Genomic DNA, 21223 nt, shown 5'->3' on the forward strand with positions numbered 1-21223 from the left:
AAGAATTTATGAGCAACAAAGAATTCGAAAGCATTTCATTTGATTTACCAAAGAACCAGTCAAATGTCATTAAAGTTATTGGTGTTGGAGGCGGTGGTAGTAACGCTATTAACCACATGTTTCAACAAGGCATAAAAGGAGTAGACTTCGTAATCTGTAACACAGATGCGCAAGCACTACAAAATAGTGGGGTGCCAAATAAAATTCAGTTAGGAGTTAACTTAACCGAAGGATTAGGGGCAGGAGCAAACCCAGATGTAGGCGAGCAGTCGGCAGTAGAGAGTTACGAAGAAATAAAAAATATGCTGGGAGCCAATACCAAAATGGTGTTTATTACAGCAGGAATGGGTGGCGGAACCGGAACAGGAGCAGCGCCTATTATAGCTAAAATGGCAAGAGAATTGGAAATTCTTACTGTAGGTATTGTAACAATGCCGTTTCAGTTTGAAGGAAAAATGCGTAACGAACAAGCCCAAAAAGGAATAGAAAAACTAAGAGCAGAAGTAGATTCGCTAATAGTAATAAACAACAATAAATTACGAGAAGTATATGGTAATTTAGGATTTAAAGCAGGGTTCTCTAAAGCAGACGAAGTATTATCTACGGCATCTAGAGGTATAGCAGAAGTAATAACACACCACTATACACAAAATATAGATTTACGTGATGCTAAAACAGTATTAAGCAATAGTGGAACAGCCATTATGGGGTCGTCTACAGCAGCAGGTCAAAATCGTGCACACGAAGCCATTACTAAAGCATTAGACTCCCCTTTATTAAACGATAATAAAATTACAGGAGCTAAAAATGTACTATTACTTATAGTGTCTGGATCGCAAGAAATTACTATTGATGAAATAGGAGAAATCAACGACCATATACAAAACGAAGCAGGCCATGGAGCAAACATAATAATGGGGGTTGGAGAAGACGAATCTTTAGAAGAATCTATCGCCGTAACTATAATTGCAACAGGGTTTAATATAGAACAACAAGATGAAATCTCTAATACAGAAACTAAAAAAGTAATTCATGCATTAGAAGATGAGCAAACTATAGCGCAAAACTTAAGTACAACCAAGGAAGCTGTATTAACGCCGCCAGAACCTAAAGAGGAGCAACAGCCTAAAAAAGTGGCGCCACCAATAGTAAAACATACTTTAGACGTAGAGGCACAGCCAGAAGATGCGCTTAGTAAGTTTGAAATGGATCAAGTAAATAAGCAAAAAGCTGTAACTTTTGAAGAGTTGGGGATAATACCTACATCAGAAGTTATTAAAAATATAGATGTAGTATATGAAGAAGTTGTTGCTAATTTTACAGACGAAGACGATTTTGTAATTACATCTACAGCACCACAGGTAGAAGCAGTAAAACCTTCTGAAATAGAAGAAGAAAACGAGCAGCAAATAACGTTAACGTTCGATATGCCTTTAAGTGAACCTTCGGTAGAAGAAGTAGTAGAAGAAACTATTGTTCATGATTTAACAAGCGAGATTAAAAATATAGAAGTTAAAGATGCCGAAGAAGTAAAACCAGTTGCTGAAATTTCTGAAACAGGAGAAATACGTCACACTTTAGAATTAGATGATTATGTAGAAGTAGACTCTGCAATGAATTCTAAAAAAGAAGCCGTTGTAGAAGAACCGAAAGTAATAGAAGAAATAGATGTTGTTTTTGAAAAGAAAGTGGTTGAAGAAGATGTCTTAGAAGAAAAAGAAGTTTCGACTACAAATGGCGATTTAGATCCTATGAATAGTTCTATATCTGATATTTTAAAGGAAAGAGCAGATACACGTAGAAAGAAAATGAAAACGTTTAATCATAAATTCAATAACTCTAAAATAGATGATATTGAAAAGATTCCTGCTTATAAAAGACAAGGGTTAAATTTAGAAGAAGCACAACACTCTTCAGAAATTAATGCCTCTAGAACAAGTTTAGGAGTAGATGATAATGACGAAATACAATTACGTAACAATAATTCTTTTTTGCACGATAACGTAGATTAAGAGTTGTTTTAATGTTAGTTTAATTTAACTTCTATGGTATGAGAAATTGTATCAAGAACGAATTTATAAAAGAACAACAAATTAAATAAAATGAACCCGAAAAGCCTATATAAGCTTTTCGGGTTTTTCTTTATCTTCGTAGTCTAAATTATTTAAAATGGGTTTACAACAAGATCTAATGACTGCGTTAAAAGCAGCAATGAAAGCAAAAGATCAAACAGCATTAACAGCTTTAAGAGCTGTTAAATCTGCTATATTATTAGCAAAAACAGAAAGTGGAGCACAAGAAGAATTAACAGAAGCACAAGAGCTTAAAATTCTTCAAAAACAAGTAAAACAACGTAAAGATAGTGCTGCAGTATTTTTAGAGCAAGGACGTGAAGACTTAGCAAAGCCAGAATTGGCAGAAGCTGAGGTTATTGCACAGTTTTTACCAGAAGCTATGAGCGAGGAAGAGATTACAAAAGTGGTAGAAGAAACTATAGCAAAAATAGGAGCAGAAGGTATGAAAGATATGGGGAAAGTTATGGGTATAGTTAATGGACAGTTAGCTGGTAAAGCAGATGGTAAAACCATATCTACCATTGTAAAAGCTAAATTAGCTTAGCATTTAAAAATAATATAACTCTTTATTGAGAGATTCCTGCCTATGCAGGAATTTATGGCTGCGTAGTTCAACTGGATAGAATATCAGATTTCGGCTCTGAGGGTTGGGGGTTCGAATCCCTTCGCGGTCACGAATGAAAAGAAAACCTTTAAAAAAAATAATCAAGTTCACTTGAAATTATTTTTTTAAAGGTTTTCTTTTATCAAAGCTGAGCTTTGGGGATGGAGAAGCAATCCCTTTTATATTAGAAAAATAATTACATCATTTAATAATAAACTGTGATGAATCTATAACACTTCCAACAGTGTACCCATTAGGATTAGCTCCCCATTGAAAACTCATGAAATCACCTCCTGAGTTTTCATAATAGAAAAACTCTATTTTATGTTCTCCTTTAGCTAAGAAAATATTTCCTGTACGAGTTGTAGGTGATTGTTGAAACCAGTTTTCTAGAACAAGGACATCATCTATATAAATTCTACTTCCATCATCAGATGTTGCGCTAAAATTAAAAAGTCCTGTATTGTTAACTTTTAATGTACCTATAAAGCGTATAATATATCCATTCGAATCAGGGGCTAAAGAAGCTCTTGCTGTATCATCTAGATTACTTGTCCATAACCCAGAGCTGGTTGAAACTCCTAAGTTTTTAACGTTAGATACATCTGGTGTGCTTACATTTGCTGTATTCCATGTATAATATTGTAATCCACTTGAATTAGTCTCTACTTCTACAATATCCCCGTCGTTATCTACACCGAGAATATATGCCTCATTTTGAAGATAAGTCCCAGAACCATAATCTGAGAATCTTACATTACCACCTGTAACATCTAATTGAGCTTGTGGATTTGTAGTTCATATACCTACTTGAGCAATCATTTTAGACACGCAAAAAAACAATAACAATAATATAATTAGTCTTTTCATTTTTATTTTAAATTGATGACAAAACTAAAAATAAATGATGCGTTTCAAGGAGTGTGTTGAATTGTATTATTTAAATAATCGATAAAGTGCATAGATGTTAAGATAAAGCGTTTTTGTTGTTTGGTATTATTATGGCTGTTATAAAAATTGACAGAAAATACATAGGATGATTATAAATAGTCTAACAGTGATTATTATGTTAATTAACTTCAAAGCTTGCAATAAAAATTTTGAACTTAGACTATTTGGAGTGCAAAAAAATAAAAAGCTGTATTTACAAATCAAGATTACTTGAATTTATAATACAGCTTTTACTTTTAATTATTTAATTTCTATTTATAGGTTAACCAAAAATCTGATGCGCTGTTAGAACCTTGGTATAGATCTATATATTCAATAGTAATAGTAACTATCTTTCCTGTATATGGTTTAACACTATCTGTAATATCTTGTGGAGAAATAGGCGTTATTCTACCACTATTTCCATTACTGTAATCATGAGAGAACACTTGATTTCCATTAATAGAAATTACGCATTTGTCATCTACAAAAGTATTACCAGTTCCATCTACATTACTACTAAGTATTGCACTGTTAGCAGCAGGAATTATAATGTTAAACGATTTAGTATAAAATGTATGCGGTAAGTTAGGGTTAGAAGGCCTTGCAGATTGCGCAATTCCTAAATGAACAGGTTCAGCAGGATTAACCGGTGTACAAGGCGCGTCTGTATCGTCTAAACAAGCAGCTCTTTCTGTTTCTCCCATAACAAACATGCCTAAATCTGTATCTGGCTGGCCAGTAGTTGGATCTATTGTTGGAACTACAAAGCCAAAGTGAGACCAATAACGTACCATATGCTCATATCCGCCTTCATAATCTGGAATATTATCAGCATTTGGTGGGATACCTACAGCTACCCCTCTAAACCATGGTGTTTTGTTTAATTTTGGAGGATCGTATTTTTTATCTAAAGTTACCACTATGTCTGGTCTCATAGCTGCCCACCACGAAATATTACAAGACCAGAAATCACCTTGCCATGGAATAGACATATAGCCAGACACAGAGCCAGGTGTAATGGCTTGAATGATATTTCCTTCATCATCTGTAATATTATCTGCAAAACGAAAAGCTTCTACGAAATATCCCGGCTCTTTCATATTATAAGTTAATTCAATACCTGGGTGGAATCCGCCACCAACAGTAGGCTCTAAAGCGCTAAAGTTTAAGGCAGCAGGTTGATCTTTTAAGGGAATAGAACTAAACGTTTTGGTGCTTGGTGTTAAAGAAGGTTTAGTCCCCATTTTGAAATTGCCATTAACCCATTCCTGAATTTTCCATAATTGATGAGGTGTTAAACTTAGCCATTGGTTCGGGAAGTTAGTTTTGTTAAACGTATTTTCTGAAGTAGAGCCTCCTTCTCCGAACAAGTGTGGCATTAACCTTCCAGATTGTACTCCTCCATCTGGTATTGCACCTGCAGGTATAGCTTTTGGAGGTGGCGGAACAAGAGGTGTTAATTGTTCTGCAGGCCTAATAACACGGAATACAAAGGTTCTATGTGCACTGCTGGTTTCATCTGGTCCAGACTGGTTAATATATTTGTCTAGTAAAAGGTCACCTAGACTACCTGGTGCATGCCCTATAAAAGCAGGTTCATTTACCCAGGCATAATCTGTTACTGTTTTTAGAATAGGGTAGATATCTCTATAAAAAGTTAAATTGTTAAAGTTTGCAACTGCTGGAGCACAATGCGTTGTAACATTGCTCTGTTTTACAAAACTTAAATCTGTAAAACCAGGTTTCCCTACAGCGACATATACATTAGCATCTGTTCCAATTAATGCATAATATAATTTTCCATGCGATCCAGATATTGCTGGAGCTAATGATGTGGTTTGTGAGCCGCCAACTTGTGTAAACTTAAACTTGATTACTGGAGGTGTTGGCGCTGGAGAATAATTGTTATACGAGCCTATATAACACTTGTTGTCGGTTCCTGTGTAGGCATAATATAGCTCTCCAAAAAAGACTCCTATAGATGGGGCTACATGCGCTAAACTTTTTTCAGGGAAGCCAGTGTAAGTATATTTTTCTTCGTCTATAGCACCAAGTTGCGCAATTACTAATCCGTTATCTTGACCAGTATAAGCAATGTATAAACTTCCATTATATGCAGCTACGCTTGGGCTAGATGATGCTAATAAAGGAGTAGAACCTTCAGAAGCTTTTGCTTGTTGAAATGTAAAGCTGCTTCCATCTGTAGAAGTGCCTATGTTTAAATGGCCGCTGTCTCCTACTACTACATAAATTAATAAGTCGTTAAATACACAAATAGAAGGTGCGTGCGATGTGGTGCTTGTACCTATTTGATTTTCTGTCCATGTCGTACCGCCATCATTAGAAACCGCTAACAAGTTATTGCCATTATTTCCTGTATAGGCTAAGTAATCTTTTTCTTGAAAACTTGCTATAGATGGTGCGCTTTTACCAATAGTATTTACTCCAGAAAGCGGTGCGAAATTTAATGTAGAACTACCTGTGGCTATATTAGGGTAACCATTAGAATCTAATATAGCAAAATTTAAAGTTCCAGATGTTGGGTCTACTTCTGGAAACATATCTAATTGCAAGTCTAATAATGAGACCACATTGTTCATTGATGGTACATACTTTGGAGGGGATACAGCTATCCAACCTCTTTTTTTAGGATCGTTCCCTGTATTAAAAACCATACCATTAATAGTCACTTTTGCATTAATGCTTCCTCCCGAAGTATCATCATACCATCCTGGGTTATTAAAATATGAGTTTCCATTGGATGTTGGGTCTATATTTGTATATACTAACCAAAACTCAGAGGCGCCTTTAGAACCAGGATATAAATCGACATACTCAATAGTAATACTTACATCGTTTCCTAGGTAAGGTTTTATGTTTTCTGTAATATCTATAGGAGCTAAAGGTGTTATTTTACCACTATTTCCATTACTAAAATCGTGAGAATAGATTATAGTGCCATTGACTTTTATAAGCACTTTATCGTCAACATATACGTCTCCTGATCCATCTTGTTTTCCTGCTAGTAAAACCTGTTGTACTTCGCTTGATAATGGTAAATGGATAGTATTTGTGTAAAATGCATCTGGAAAAGAACCTGTAGATGGTGTTGCGGGTTGTGCTTCGCCTAATTGTACATATAGATTCCCAGAGCCTTTTTGTAAAATAATAGGAGGTTCTACCAAACAACCAGCATCTCCTTTGCCTCCAACAACAATTAACCTACCAGAATCATCTGTTTCTAACCTCCCTAAGCTAACCTCTTTTTCTGTATATGTAACAGTTGTTGTGCCTTCTTCCCCTTTATTAAATAGGCTAGAAGGAATTTCTGCAGACCCAATGCCTGAGAAAATTTTACCACCATCTAACTGAATTGCACTTGCGCCTTGTTGGGTAATTCCTGAAATTGATTTTGCTCCTGGATCAATAATTAAACTTGTTCTAGAGTTTGGATCTGTGCCTGGAGCATTTGGTGTTACTCCTGGGTTTCTATATTGGTCTGGATTAAATCCAAATTTTCCTTGAAAAGCATAGTTTGCAGCTTTTAAGTTTCTCATGTGTACATCCCATTCTAATGAAATACCATTGTCTGGATCATGTGTAATTTCTGTTACTATATTGTCTTCGGCATCATAACCGTACACTCTAAATTTAGCAGCTTGTGGTTTTAAAAGCCCATTATCGTCCTTGTAATTTTTGTTTAAATTAGGAATGTCTCCTGGAAATTCTGGTCCAATAAAATAATCTGGGCTATTACCTACTCTTGCCGTACCTATTCCTGGAAATACTTTTATATATGCTATTGTATCTAATGACATAGTTTTAGTTTTTTTAATTGAAAAATGATTGTTTAGTTACCTTCAGGGTCTTCTATTAATGGTTGATTAATAAAATCTGGTTCGCCATCAAAAGGCGCATTTTTAGTAATGAAACTAAAATCTGCATCTTGTGCATTTCCATGACAGCCTTTACAGCCTCCTTGAACAAAAACTTTTTTTCCTTGATATAAATTAATTGCTGTTAGGTCTGGTAATCCTGTATTGTTATTTAAAGTTCCTGCAAAATTTCTAAGTGTCTGGTTAGTTTCTGTTACAATATTCGATAAAAAATAATCTGTTGTATTAGCGTTGTTTTGTGGATGTCCTTGTACACCAATAAGCTTATAATATTGCCATACAGAATTTGGAGCTAATGCTCTTATTTGTTTATGTACTTCTGCGTTTACTTGTTTAGTGCCCTCTAAAATGGGCTTAGATCTATCAAATACATATTGTTTATTTGTATTTAAATCATTATTTCTATTGTAAAAGAATAATGTATTTAATGGTTCTACAGTTGTGCTTAAATTATCAACTTGCTCAAAAGTGGCAAAAACATAACTTGGAAATGTTTTAGTTTTATGTATAATATGTAATCCAACGAGACCATAAGGAAGTGTTTTTAATGTATTGTTTGTGTCGTAAGTTGGTTCCCCAGGAACAATGTCGTAGTATGCCACAGATTTTCCGTTTTTTGGTACATTTCTGTAATAAATAATAGGAGCTGTTAGGTATCTTTTACTGTTGTATTCTTTTAAAGTTAATTGTCTCCATGTCGCTTTTACTTCAATGGATCCTTCTACTCCGTTATTATCTCCAAAAGGAAATACAATTAGGGTAGAATCTGCATTTTTATTAGGGTATACAGCTCCTTTACCATCATTTTTAATGGCTTTTTCTGTGTTTTTAATTTTTGTTACTCTAGTAAGACTATCATATAATTTATAGTTTTTAACATAATCAAACATGTCTCGATTTCCTTTAGCTTCATAAATCATTCTTCTAGGAGCTCCAGGTAATCCACTAGCAGTATCAGGGTTTTTATATTTGCTGGCTCCAGGAGCTAGAGAGTCGCCTTCTACAAAAAGCGTACATAAATTAATCTCGGACGTTTCATCTAGATTGTTAAATATAGTTGTTATTGTACTTAAAGGTTTTGTTGAGTTTAAACCAAGAATGGATTTTTGACCACTTTCTAAATCATAAAAATATTGAGGAGCGCTATCAAAAGTATTAACAAACTTAGTTGTGTCTCTAGGATACATTTCTACTCTGTGTTTATAGGTTTGCCAGACTAATTGTCCTGTGCTAGGCGGAGATAAGAAATCTGCTATAGATTTTGTAAGATCTGGTTTTCCTCTCTCATGAGAAGTTGTATTATATGTAGAGGGCCAGTTTAATGCAATAAACTCTTGCCAAGCAAAAGTTGATAGTGCAACTTGAGTGCTATCGGCTATAGTTGGAACGTCATGTGGTACTTGAGCAGCGTTTGTGCCAAAAAAATTATTGGTAGTGCTATTTTCGTTTACAAGTTCAATAGACCCTATTTCTGGTTGAGGTTCGCTTTCGCCTTCGTTTTTAGTTCCCTTTTTTTCTCCAGATAAACAACTATTAAAAGACAATAGTAATATACCTATAAAAGCTACTAAAAAGAGCTGTTTAATGGGGAATGTTTTTTGAATTAATAATGATTTTTTCATTTTTTATGGTATTGGTTAGGTTTTAAGTACTTAAAATTAGAGTTTTATAAAAAGACTGGTTAGCGTATAAATACCTGTTTTTGGTTTTTCGTACTTCTACGGATGGTTAAGAATAGTATATTTTGTACGTTTGAATTTAAACTTAAAAACTAAAAGTATCTCTTCTCTTTCAATAGGAATTATCGGTGGAGGCCCTGCTGGAATTGCAGCGGCAATTAAGTTAAAACTATATGGTTTTAAAGTTGTATTGCTTAATGCTGGTAAGTCTAATCAAATTACAGTAGGAGAGCATTTAGCAGCCGAAGCATTCCATGAATTAAAAAAACTAAATATTCCTGAAACTATTTTAAACAATTATAGTATTCCATGTACCGAAGTGCAAAATGCATGGGGAAATACAGAAATACACCATAACGAATCTATTTTTAATCCTTTTGGAGAGAGTTATATTTTGTCTAGACCTAATTTTGATAATGAGCTACTGAAGCATTGTGAAAAGATAGGGGTAACAGTTTTTTTAGAAAGTAGAGTTTCAAAAATTATAAAGAATGAAACAAATTGGACATTATTTTTTAATAAAGAGAATATAGAGGTAGATTTTGTTATTGACGCAAGTGGTAGAACAAGTAAGTTTAATTTTGGTGTTGTTGAGCAAAAAAAGAAGAAAAAAGATACTTTAGTTGGTGTTACAAAACATTTAATAAATAAGCAAGTTGGGAAAGTGTGTAAAAGTCACTTGCTTGTAGAGTCTACCTCTAATGGATGGTGGTATACTGTAGAGGTGGCGACAGGTGAAACAGTTAGTACCTTTATGACAGATCCTAAAATTTTAACAACGTCTGGAGTTTCTCATTCAGAGTTTTGGAAAGAACAACTTAATGATAGTATTCATACTAAAGCTAGATTAAATTTGAAACAAGTGCCAGATGGTGTATATATACAATCTGCACATTCTCAAATTGCGTCTCAGATTTATGGAGAAGGGTGGTTAAAAGTAGGTGATGCGGCTCAAAGTTTTGATCCGTTATCTTCTGCGGGGATTATTAAGGGTTTTAAAATGGGGCAAACGGCAGCTGAAGCTCTGTTTAATTTTATTAAAGGTAATACAAATGCGCTTCAAGTTTACGAGAGTGATATTAAACAACAATACAAGGATTATCTTATTAAACGTGAGGCGTATTATAGGCAAGAAAAAAGATGGATCTATAAACCATTTTGGTATGAGCGAACGTTGTTAGTAAAAGAAATTAAAAAATTCACTATTACTCCAATCTGTTATTTAAAGATAAGTAATGACGCTATAGATCAAAAGATAACTTTTTTAAGTAATCAAATTCCTAGTATAGATTTTCTAAAGTTAATAGCATGTATAGAAAATTTCCCTATTGTTAAAGATGCTATTGGGAATTACCTAAAAAGCCAGAGACAAATAAAAATGGATCCTTGGTTATTACATGTTTTAGAGGCTATGAAAATTATAAGACTTATAGTATAATAATTTTGTGAGGTTTAATTGACTTTGAAGGCTCTGCTTTTTTATTAAATTGTTTTTAAAACTTAATGTTGTAATTTTTAAATAATAAAAAAACTATAGGCTGCTAGTTAAATGCGTTTCAGATTCAATATTAGTTTTAAGATCAAAAAGCCTCTGTTTTACGTTAGTTCTTAAATGATTTTTAATAAATCTTTTAAAAAGATTGAATGGAAATTGAAGTTTAAATGAATATAGAAAAATAACTTCTGTTAAGTTAGTTTGCAAGCTTTTAAATGACCACGACCCTAAGAAGGTTTTAAACATAAATGGTCCCTTAATCATTTTAATGGCTGTTGCTTTGGGTTTGTTAAAGGTAATATATTCTGTAGTCATTGCTAATCCATTTTTAGCAACACAGTATGCTTTAACGCCTTTGTTAGCTTCTGAGGCTCCTTCTATTAAATCTGCTTGTTTTAGAAAAGTATCCCAAGTTAATCTTTTATTATAATCTTGAGTATAATTAAAAGCAAACTCAGGAGTACATTTAATTTCTATTGTCTCTATAAATTTCATACTTTTCATTGTTGTGGGTTTTATAAAAATATAATTTAATAATAAAACTCTTGTCATAAAACGAAAAAATAGAGGTAAAAAAGCCCTATAAGTTTGTCTTATAGGGCTTAATTTTTATAAATCAATTACACTTAAAAATTGATATGTTATTTACAAATTAAAAGAAGTTTACATCTCCTGTTTTAATGTCGTACATTCCTCCAATAATTTTGATTTCTCCATTATTTTCCATTTCGGCTAAAACCGAACTAGAAGAGCGAATGTTATCTATAGTCATCAATACATTTTTCTTTGCTACTTCATTAACAAAATCAATGTTTTTTGAGTTTCTTAAAGACTCGTCTTTAGGTTCTGTAACAGCTTCTACAGCTGGTTCAATTTTGTTTATTAAAGCTGTTAGGTTTCCTAATCTAGCATGGTCACACGCACCTTTTACAGCGCCACAAGCTGTGTGTCCTAAAACAACAACTAATTTTGTTCCTGCTAATTTGCAAGCAAACTCCATGCTTCCTAAAATATCTTCGTTAACAAAGTTTCCAGCGATACGTATACTAAATAAATCGCCTATACCTTGATCGAAAATAAGTTCTGATGAGACACGAGAATCAATACAACTTAATACAGTAGCAAAAGGGAACTGCCCGGTGCTAGTGTCTTCAACTTGTTGTAGTAAATCTCTATTTGCTTTTTCGTTAGCTTTAAAACGAGTGTTACCTTCTTTTAATGCTTCCAATGCTAATGCTGGAGTCATTTTGTCTTGTGTTTCTTTTGTATGAGCTTTCATAAATTAATATATTTTAATTAGCTAGTACCAAAATTGGCACTTCAGTTTTAACTATTTGAGTGTTTATATGTTTTAGTGATTGTGCTATATTACGAGTTATACATAATAAATTTACTTTATTTTTATGTATGTAATTAGGAATGTTTGAACTGGATTTTGCAGAATCATCAAATTCAAAAACAATAGTTTTTTGTAGTTTAGAATTTGAGGTTTTAGAAGCTGTATTTTCTATAGCTTTACTAACCGTTTTAAAAACTTTAAAAGGTTTGTTTGTTTTGTTCTTTAAATTTTCTGCGATACTTAGCTTGTTTTTAAGCGTAATCTCTTCAATAAAACCTATGGAAGGGTCATTAAATGTGGCTAAAGTTGTTTCGGTACCAGAAATTAAAAGTTCTATGTTATGGTTTTTTAATAAATGCTTAGTAAGCCCGTCACCTAAAGCATTAATAAGCTTTGGTTTTCTTTTACCAATAACCACAATGTCTGGTTGTATGTTATTTATGTAGCTTTTAACTTCATTAATGACATTTCCAAAAGTAAAATGATGCTTTATAGATAGATTTGTAGTATTAGAAAAAGAAGCAATACGTTTTTTTATTTCCTTTTTACTATCACGCTCTATATCGCTCATGTCTCTCATTACCGCTAATTGGTTGCTAGATTTGGTAGCATCTGTAGGGGTTTTTATATGTAAAATATCTACAGAGCCATTTATAGTTTGGGCTAAATTAATAGCATTATTTAAGGCTATATCTGCAGCTTTACTCTCATTAAATAAAACAAGTAGTTTATATTTTGAATTTGGTTTATGCATAGTGCTAAATAGTTTAAGCGCTTTTTGGACGCAGTTTAAAAAATTGAATAAAGCTTTCTGGGTTTTCTACAATGCCTCTTTCTGAAATTAATTGAATATCGATATTTCTATTTCTAGCCTTTTCAGAGAAATCTTCTAAAATTTCTATAATATCATTATCTAGATATCTTGTTTTTCTAACATCTAACTCTAAATAAGTGTCTCTAGGAAGGCTATCTAACTCTTTTAAAATAGCACCTTTGTTGAAAAAAGTTACTTCTTCTGCAAGGGTCATTTTTATTTTGTGCTTTCCGTTACTTTTATCTTCAATATGTAAAAAGTGAGAGTTTTGGAAACTTTTAATTAGTACAACCACAATACCTACAGCTAAACCAACAGCGATACCTAATAGTAGGTTTGTAAATACAATACCAATAACAGTAACAACAAAAGGTACAAATTGTTTCCAACCTTTATTATACATAATTTTAAATAAGGCAGGTTTTGCTAATTTATATCCAACAATTAATAATATAGCAGCTAAAACAGCTAAAGGAATTTTATTTAATAATCTAGGAATTAATATAACAGAAATTAATAATAAGAAACCGTGAATAATAGCAGACATTTTTGTTTTTCCTCCAGATTGTATGTTAGCAGAACTACGAACAATAACTTGAGTAATAGGTAAACCTCCAATTAAACCAGAAATAATATTACCAGAACCTTGTGCTAATAATTCTCGGTTTGTTGGCGTAACACGTTTTCTTGGATCTAACTTATCTGTAGCCTCAACGCATAGTAAGGTTTCAAGACTTGCAACCAAAGCAATAGTAAAAGCAGTAACCCATATCTCTGGGTTTGTTATAGCTTTAAAATTTGGAAAGCTAAATTGTGCTAAAAATGAACTGGCATCTCCAGGAACAGGAACACTAACTAAATGACTTTCAGAAATTCCCCATGTGCTGTTACCAGAAGTTATAATATAGTATATAATACCAATTGCTACTGCTACTAATGGGCCTTGAATGATTTGAAATATTTTTCCTTTTTTAGAAAGAACATTACTCCATACTATTAAAATAATTAATCCAATTATACCAATAGTAGTGGCTCCAGGACTAATAAAATTAATGGCATTAATAATTTCTGAAAAAGTATTTTCTCCGTCTACTTGAAAAAAGGCAAAGTCTCCTTCTGGGTCAGCGTCGTAGCCAAAAAAGTGAGGAATTTGCTTTAATATAATAATAATACCTATACCAGTTAGCATTCCTTTAATAACTGAAGAAGGGAAATAATAAGCTATAACACCTAGTCTAAGTAACCCAAAAAGAAGTTGTATAATACCTCCTAAAACAACAGCTAATAAGAAATTTTCATAACCACCTAAAGAACCGATGGCTACTAGAACAATAGCGGCTAAACCTGCAGCTGGTCCACTAACCCCTACAGAAGAGCCACTTAGTGCTCCTACAACAACACCTCCTACAATTCCCGCAATTAAACCTGAGAATAAAGGAGCTCCACTAGCTAATGCTATACCTAGACATAATGGAAGTGCGACAAAAAATACAACAATACTAGCCGGGATATCGGCTTTAAAATTTTTAAAGGGGTTTGAACTATTCATAATTTTAATAATTTAAAGGCAAGTGTTACCGTATTTTTAAATGGGGTAATCCTTTAATTGATAATTTAATTTGATTGGTTCCTATATTAGGAAAAGTAATCAGTAGCTTCTAGAGTTAAAAAGTACTGAAAATAAAAGAGTATAAATAATTTAGGCGTGCTTTGGGGGTGGTATTACAATGTCTAAATTAAAATCTAACATAAATTCTAAAACATTGTAATTAGGAGCTATAGATACAAAAACATAAGATTGTTTTTGTGAGCTTAAAAACTGAGGCTCAGTTTTTTTCTCATCTTCTTTGCTATTCTCATCCTTTTTATCTTCTTTTTTCTCATCAGTATCCGTAGTGTCCTCTAACCAGTTTAGAGAAACTAACTCAACAGTATCGTCGCTAAAAATTGAAATAACTTTTGCTATAGGCTGCAATAATATACTAAATAGCACAAGAGTAGAAACGCCGTATTTTAAACTGTTTAATATGTTATGCTTTAACAAATTCATTATGCAATAGTTTTTTGTACTAAATCTGTATAAAACCTAACAATGTTATTTTTTCCTTCTTCTACGTCTGTTAAAGCGGGTAAGTGTTTAGAAAAATATCTTTGGTGGTGTGCGCCTTCTATAACTGTAGATATAAGCATGTGCGGAAACTCGAATTTCGGGTTTATTTCTATAACAATTTCGCTCACGCGTTGTACAACTCTTTTGTATGTTTTATAGAACCCTTTTTCGTTTTCTTTATCTACGTCTTTTGTGTAGTATGCTTTTGCAGACTCAGAAATAATAATTTTATTTAATAATATTTCATTTATAAACGTAAAAGCATTGTCTTTTTCTACATGCTCTGTTAAAAGCTTTATAGCATTATTTAATCTATCGTGCGGAGACGGAACATTGGTTGTAGTAAAAACTAATTTATATTCTATCCAGCTCCAATACCAATTTATTAGGTAAACTAACAAGGCATGTTTACTTTCAAAGTATCTATAAATAGAACTTTCGTTAGAGCCTATGGCAATTCCTAGTTTCTTAAAAGTAAAAGTTTCAAAACCTAATTCATCTATCATTTCTATACTTTTGCTTACTATTTTTTTTCCTAAATCTGAGGACTCAGGGTTTTTAGTATATAAATCTGGATTTATAGCAATATGTATATGTAGGTTTTCCATAGTTAAATAACAAATATATAATAGTATTACTATTAAAACAAAACTGTTTAACTTTTGTTTAAGAAAGTATTGATTTTGTGGTTGTTAAGTTTGGTTTAGGTTTGTTGTATTTAATATTTTAAGGTGTTATTAGGTAATAGTAGTACTACTATTGCTATAGTATTTGATATAAATTAGGTATTTATACCTGTAAAAAGGTAAACCTTATAAAGTATATTCGTATTACTATAAAAAACCCTCAATAATGCCAAGTAAAATAACGAATACACTTTTAGATACATTAGGTATTATAAAAGCCCTTTCCTACAGGACCTTTACAGAAAAAAATTGGTCTAAACCTCAACCCATGTTTAATATTCTTCAAGTTAAAGAAGGAGATGAAGCTTTGTTTGAAAGCTTTCTTAAAAAAAGCTTAGCAGTAAGTATAAAATATAATACACCTTTATCTTTAGGTCCTTTTAAAACAAGAGATAGAACTTACATATACATTACTCATTATGCCTCTTCTAAAGCATATATGAAGGTAATGAATGGATTGTTGTTTGGAGGAGAAGCAGCAATGCGAGCCAAAGCTACCCTACAAACGAGTTGGACATATTGTAATCCAAGTCAATTAGAACGTTTGCAAAAAACAAGTGCTATTATAATGGTAGGAATACAGGGTAACCCTGAAGATTTTATAGATCATTTACAAAAAACAAACATAACTCCATTAGCAGTAATTAAAAAAATAAAAGATGTAAGAGGACATGCTTTAGGTACATATTTGCTATTTAAAAAAGAACTAGAGGTAGAAGAATATATTAAAAAACGTATAGAGTTAGGAGACGATATCTGTACTTATTATGCAACCAAATTAAATTAAAACTACAGCTATTATGAATCCTATAAAATTTTATAAATCCTTTAGTTACTCTAAACGTGTGCCAACATTAGTTAGCATTAACACCTCTGGTCATACAGAAATTGCAAAATGGGTTTTAGACATAAACCAAATTCAGTATATAGAAAAAAACTATCCACCAGTAATTGGTGAGCGTAAAGCTGGACGTATTATTAACTCTCAAGAAGTAAATAATATGCCTGTTTATTTACAAACAGACCGTTTAATTTATTCTTCCGAGAATATTATTCATGATTTTGATGCTAATTTACCAGAAGGAAAACAATTATTTCCTTCAGATATAGATTTGCAGAATGAAGTTTACGAATTATACAAATTATTTACAACTACATTTTATACTGCGGTAGAACGCTACCGTTATTCTGAGTTGTTTAAATCTAAAAAGAATGCACTTACGTTACTAAAAAAGAATATTACTTTCCTGAATCGATTAAAATACAGATTAAGTTATGGTAATTATAAAAAAAGAATTTCAAAAAAAATAAATCTTAATAATGAAGATTCAATTGTTTTTTTAGCAGAAGTAAAAAACATTTTTTCTCATGTAGATAAATTGTTAAGCGATAATTGTAAATATTTAGTAGGCAACAAATTTACAGCAGCAGATTTAGCATTTGCTGCCATTGCAGCTCCCGTAATTTTGCCTATAGAATATGGAGGAGCACAAACGAAATTCAATGAAATATCAGAAGCGTTTCGTCACGAAGTCATGTTATTAAGACGTTCTCCCGCTGGACAATTTGTTTTAAAAATGTATCAAGAAGAACGCCCCATAAATTTAAACCTAGGCGCTATACCAAAAACACCTAATATAATCAAGCGAGTACTTAATAGATGTATTGGAAAGCTAACAAATAATCAATGGCGTATATTTTATTTTTTACAAAAAAGATGGCCCTTAATTAATATAGGATTGGCAAAAATAGCGATAGTTAGCAGGCATGATTTAGTGGTAAATGTTCTTAATAGAGATGAAGATTTCACGATTAAGGAAATTAATGCTAAAAAAATGGCAGACCAAAAAGGAACATTTTTTTTAGGAATGGATAGAAATAATCCACAATTTAATAGGGAACGAAACTATGTTAGAAAAGCAACGCATAAAGGCGATTTAGATAGAATTAGAACTTATGTTCGTAATCATGCAGATAGTATATGTAAACAAATGCAACCTCATGAGAAGTTAGATGTTGTGCAAACCTTAAATTATAATGTACTACTAGGTGTATTAGAAGATTATTTTGGAGTACCTGCACCAGTGAAATCACAAATGAAAAGGTGGCAACGTACTATGTTTTACGATTTGTTTCTTAACTTCACAGGAAACAAAGAGAAGCATTTAGCTGCTGTAAACTCAGGAAAAGAGAGGACAGCCTGGGTAAGAAGTCTTATAGATAAAAGTAAAAAGAACCTGGCAGAAGGAAAAACACTAAATGATAATTTGTTAAATAGATTAATTATATTACAACAGCAACCCGAATATCTATGGGTAGATGATGATATTATTAGAAGAAATATTGGAGGGTTGTTAACTGGCTTACAAGAAACAACAAGTAAAGCTGTAGTTTATGCATTAGAAGAATTATTTAAAAGGCCTAAAGAGTTAAAAGGAGCCATTGCAGCTGCAAAAGCATATAATATGGATGTGGTTAAAGGATATGTATACGAGGCATTACGTTTTAACCCAGTACAGCCCGGAGTATTACGTTTTAATGAAACGAAGCAATTTATTAAAGGAAGCGGAAATAAAACATATAAAATAAAAGGAAATAGAAAAATTATGGCTCTAACATCTGGAGCAATGTTTGACCCTGTTACTTTTCCTGAACCAAAAAAATTTAAATATAATAGAGACTCAAGATATATGAATTGGGGGTTTGCATTGCATGAATGTTATGGGAAATATATAAATTCGGTTACAATTCCAGAATTGGTGGCAGCGGTATTACGCTTAGAAAATGTTACAAATGCTAAAGGTAGCATTGGTAGAGGTTCTGGGCTAACTATAGGCCCTTTCCCAAATAATTATGTTGTAACTTTCAGTTCTTCTAACTAACTAATAAAATATAATATGACAAGGCAAAACGCAGTTTCATTACAAATTCCTATTATTCCTAGTCAAATAGAAGCCGTAACCACTTTATTAAATACAGGTGGTAATCCTTCAAAAGAAGACAGCTTTTTTTCTTTTGGAAAAATACCCACAGTACATTTTGCGAGATGGATAATAGCTCCTAAAACAGATAAGTATCCAGCTAGTTTAATATATGCAGCTAATATAGATGGTAGCGAGAAGCAACACCTTATAGATTTGGTAAATATATTACCTTCCGATCTAGATCAAATTTTCGCAAACTGTGTTGGTTATCCTGAAGAGGCAGAAAGAAACGATAAAAATAGGTTAGCATATTTACAAAAATATAAAATAAAAACACCAGGGTTTTATGTAGGCGCCCCTAATAGAACGGTACAACAAGTACATAAAGAAGCAGAGTTGCATAATACTGTAAGAGACTATGTAAAAGATAATGGCAAAGATTGGTCTAATAGAAAAGAAGCATATAAAGCAATACAAGCATTTTTAGCTAAAGACTCTAAATGGGATTGGGCTAGAGAATATTATCACTTACCCCAAAAAAACTATATAAAAACAATACTATTAGCCCTACTATTAATTGTAATACTACCATTCCTTCTAATTTTTATAATAATAATTCATTTTTTCTATGAGTTAAGAGCAAAACCATTTGGTAAAACACAAAACCAAATACCATTAGAACATTTGGCTCAATTAAAATCACAAGAAGATATCATTTATCAAAACCAACTATCCCAAGTATTTGAAACTAAAGGAGGTTTAAGAAAATTAGGTTTAAAGTTCTTTTTGTGGGCTACAAGTTATGCCGCGCGATCTTGGTTTGTAGAAGGGCAGCTCATGGGAACACCAACAATACATTTTGCGCGTTGGGTATTAATAGATGGAGGAAACCGTTTTGTGTTTTTTAGTAATTTCGATGGAAGTTTTGATGAATATTTAGGAGATTTTGTAGATAATAATGGTTGGGGGCTAAATGCTATATATGGCGCAGCTAAAGGTTACCCTAGAACTTTTTTTATGTTTGGAGGCGGCTCTTACAAAGTGTTAGAATTTATGGGTTGGGGGCGCTTAACACAAGTGCCAACACCTATCTGGTATTCTGCTTACCCTTGGTATGGACTGCAGCAAATTGTAGACAAATCTAAATTAAGAGTAGAGCTTTTTAATTCGGGAGAATTAAATGATCAAGAAATAAAAACCATGCTAAGTAGAATATAACGAAAATTTTAAAAGACATATTATAATGGGAATAATTAGTAATCCAAGAACATTAGATTTAAACGATATACAAGGTATGGTTACTCGTGGCTATGGGAAACTATATGAAACAGCTTATTTTTTACTACAAATTACAGATGCAACTAAAGCAAAAGCATGGATTAAAGACATTTTTCCATTAATAGACTCTGGAGACATTTCAACTCATCCAGAAAAAACCTTGCATTTAGCCTTTACTCCAAAGGGATTAGGGGCATTAGGGTTAGCAGATAAAAATGTAGCAAGTTTTCCTGTGCCTTTTATAGAAGGTGTTGTAACAGAAGATAGAAGCAGGATTTTAGGAGATTATGGTGAAAACGACCCAAGTAAATGGAGATGGGGAGCAAATGATGAGGCATTGCACATGACTTTAATTTTTCATGCTAAAGATGAGCAAGCATTAACTAATTTTTTAAAAGAAGAAAAACAACGTATAGCGACTATAGGCGGTATAACTATAACAAAGGAAATAAAAGCACATTTAAGAAAAGATAATAAAGAACCTTTTGGATTTCATGATGGCATTTCGGAACCAGTTATTAAAGGATCGGGAAAGCCAAGTCCAGAAAACGATTTAATAAAAACGGGGGAATTTTTAATGGGTTATTTAAATGAACATGACCAATACCCATATTCACCTTTGCTAGAAGTAAACCAAGGCAATAGTAATTTGCTAAAAGACGATGTTATGGGCTCTGGAAAAAAAGATTTAGGACATAATGGAACCTTTATGGTGTTTAGGCAAATGGAACAGCATGTTGAGGAGTTTTGGGAGTTCATGGAAGACAAAACAAGAAAAGAAAATGGAGATATAGATAAAGAGGCTAGTGTTAAATTGGCGGCGAAATGCGTTGGCAGATGGCCAAATGGCGCTTCATTAGTTTTATACCCAGATAAGCAGCCTGAAGGTGATTTTAATAATGATGATTTTGGTTATGCAGATAAAGATCCAGATGGATTAAAATGCCCCTTTGGCTCTCATTTAAGGCGAAATAATCCTAGAGATACCTTTAGATGGTATGATAAAAAACAGTCTTTAAAAGTAACCAGGAGACACCGCATAATTAGAAGAGGTAGAAATTATGAAATACCAGCGGTAGATGGAAGCGATAAAACAGAAAAGGGATTATGTTTTATATGTTTTAATGCTAATTTAGAATTGCAGTTTGAATTTATCCAACATGCATGGTCTAATAATAATCAATTACGTCATTTAAGTAATGATATTGATGTTATTATTGGTGTGCCACCAGAAGGAGACCCTAATAATAGTAAAGGGCAATTTACTATACAAGCAGAGCCGGTAAATCAATATATAGATAATTGGAAACGCTTTGTAACAATAAAAGGAGGCGGGTATTTCTTTTTCCCTTCGTTAACCGTTATTAATTATTTAACAACCATTTAAATT

At 32.6% G+C, this 21223-nt stretch carries 16 protein-coding genes and 1 tRNA gene; 8 read left to right on the forward strand and 9 right to left on the reverse strand.

Features of this window, described 5'->3' with window-relative positions:
* The first annotated feature begins 8 nt into the window (after positions 1-8).
* The 3 genes from ftsZ to ACVC08_RS09010 all read left to right on the forward strand — a co-directional run bounded on the left by ftsZ (position 9) and on the right by ACVC08_RS09010 (position 2749).
* On the forward strand, positions 9-2012 hold the full coding sequence (gene ftsZ, locus ACVC08_RS09000) for a cell division protein FtsZ (protein WP_452601788.1): 2004 nt from the start codon (positions 9-11) through the stop codon (positions 2010-2012).
* 157 nt (positions 2013-2169) lie between these two features.
* Positions 2170-2619 (forward strand): GatB/YqeY domain-containing protein, encoded by a 450-nt coding sequence (locus tag ACVC08_RS09005; RefSeq protein ID WP_452601789.1) that lies wholly within the window; start codon positions 2170-2172, stop codon positions 2617-2619.
* A gap of 56 nt (positions 2620-2675) precedes the next feature.
* Positions 2676-2749: transfer RNA gene (locus tag ACVC08_RS09010), tRNA-Arg, on the forward strand.
* A gap of 131 nt (positions 2750-2880) precedes the next feature.
* Here the strand turns inward: ACVC08_RS09010 and ACVC08_RS09015 are convergent.
* The 3 genes from ACVC08_RS09015 to ACVC08_RS09025 form a co-directional block, all read right to left on the reverse strand.
* Positions 2881-3384: a PA14 domain-containing protein gene (locus ACVC08_RS09015; protein ID WP_452601870.1), complete on the reverse strand. Its 504-nt coding sequence runs from the start codon at positions 3382-3384 to the stop codon at positions 2881-2883.
* A gap of 497 nt (positions 3385-3881) precedes the next feature.
* The gene (locus tag ACVC08_RS09020) at positions 3882-7430 is read right to left on the reverse strand and encodes a LodA/GoxA family CTQ-dependent oxidase (protein ID WP_452601790.1); all 3549 of its coding nucleotides are present in this window, start codon (positions 7428-7430) and stop codon (positions 3882-3884) included.
* A 32-nt stretch (positions 7431-7462) separates the two neighbouring features.
* On the reverse strand, positions 7463-9130 hold the full coding sequence (locus tag ACVC08_RS09025; protein ID WP_452601791.1) for a hypothetical protein: 1668 nt from the start codon (positions 9128-9130) through the stop codon (positions 7463-7465).
* A gap of 130 nt (positions 9131-9260) precedes the next feature.
* Between ACVC08_RS09025 and ACVC08_RS09030 the strand changes: the two genes are divergently transcribed.
* On the forward strand, positions 9261-10625 hold the full coding sequence (locus tag ACVC08_RS09030) for a tryptophan 7-halogenase (RefSeq protein WP_452601792.1): 1365 nt from the start codon (positions 9261-9263) through the stop codon (positions 10623-10625).
* A 93-nt stretch (positions 10626-10718) separates the two neighbouring features.
* Here ACVC08_RS09030 and ACVC08_RS09035 read toward each other — a convergent pair whose 3' ends face one another.
* The 6 genes from ACVC08_RS09035 to ACVC08_RS09060 all read right to left on the reverse strand — a co-directional run bounded on the left by ACVC08_RS09035 (position 10719) and on the right by ACVC08_RS09060 (position 15553).
* Positions 10719-11177, reverse strand: coding sequence for an SRPBCC family protein (locus ACVC08_RS09035; protein ID WP_452601793.1), 459 nt, complete (start codon positions 11175-11177; stop codon positions 10719-10721).
* A 157-nt stretch (positions 11178-11334) separates the two neighbouring features.
* A complete protein-coding gene (locus ACVC08_RS09040) occupies positions 11335-11961 on the reverse strand; it encodes a carbonic anhydrase family protein (RefSeq protein ID WP_452601794.1) in 627 nt (208 codons plus the stop codon).
* 13 nt (positions 11962-11974) lie between these two features.
* A complete protein-coding gene (locus tag ACVC08_RS09045; protein WP_452601795.1) occupies positions 11975-12775 on the reverse strand; it encodes a universal stress protein in 801 nt (266 codons plus the stop codon).
* Positions 12776-12788: 13 nt separating this feature from the next.
* A complete protein-coding gene (locus ACVC08_RS09050) occupies positions 12789-14384 on the reverse strand; it encodes a SulP family inorganic anion transporter (protein WP_452601796.1) in 1596 nt (531 codons plus the stop codon).
* 150 nt (positions 14385-14534) lie between these two features.
* Positions 14535-14885, reverse strand: a complete 351-nt coding sequence (locus ACVC08_RS09055; RefSeq protein ID WP_452601797.1) for a hypothetical protein — start codon at positions 14883-14885, stop codon at positions 14535-14537.
* On the reverse strand, positions 14885-15553 hold the full coding sequence (locus ACVC08_RS09060) for a TetR/AcrR family transcriptional regulator (RefSeq protein WP_452599406.1): 669 nt from the start codon (positions 15551-15553) through the stop codon (positions 14885-14887). Before ACVC08_RS09060 ends, ACVC08_RS09055 begins: the two co-directional genes overlap by 1 nt.
* 244 nt (positions 15554-15797) lie before the next feature.
* Between ACVC08_RS09060 and ACVC08_RS09065 the strand changes: the two genes are divergently transcribed.
* The 4 genes from ACVC08_RS09065 to ACVC08_RS09080 are packed head-to-tail and all read left to right on the forward strand — an operon-like array spanning position 15798 to position 21220.
* Positions 15798-16418, forward strand: a complete 621-nt coding sequence (locus tag ACVC08_RS09065) for a hypothetical protein (RefSeq protein ID WP_452601798.1) — start codon at positions 15798-15800, stop codon at positions 16416-16418.
* Between the two features lie 13 nt (positions 16419-16431).
* Positions 16432-18513 (forward strand): cytochrome P450, encoded by a 2082-nt coding sequence (locus ACVC08_RS09070; RefSeq protein ID WP_452601799.1) that lies wholly within the window; start codon positions 16432-16434, stop codon positions 18511-18513.
* Between the two features lie 15 nt (positions 18514-18528).
* Complete coding sequence (locus ACVC08_RS09075; protein ID WP_452601800.1) at positions 18529-19773, forward strand: hypothetical protein; 1245 nt, start codon at positions 18529-18531, stop codon at positions 19771-19773.
* Positions 19774-19798: 25 nt separating this feature from the next.
* Positions 19799-21220, forward strand: coding sequence for a Dyp-type peroxidase (locus ACVC08_RS09080; RefSeq protein ID WP_452601801.1), 1422 nt, complete (start codon positions 19799-19801; stop codon positions 21218-21220).
* The last annotated feature ends 3 nt before the right edge of the window (positions 21221-21223 follow it).

This window comes from Pontimicrobium sp. MEBiC06410, assembly GCF_053601615.1.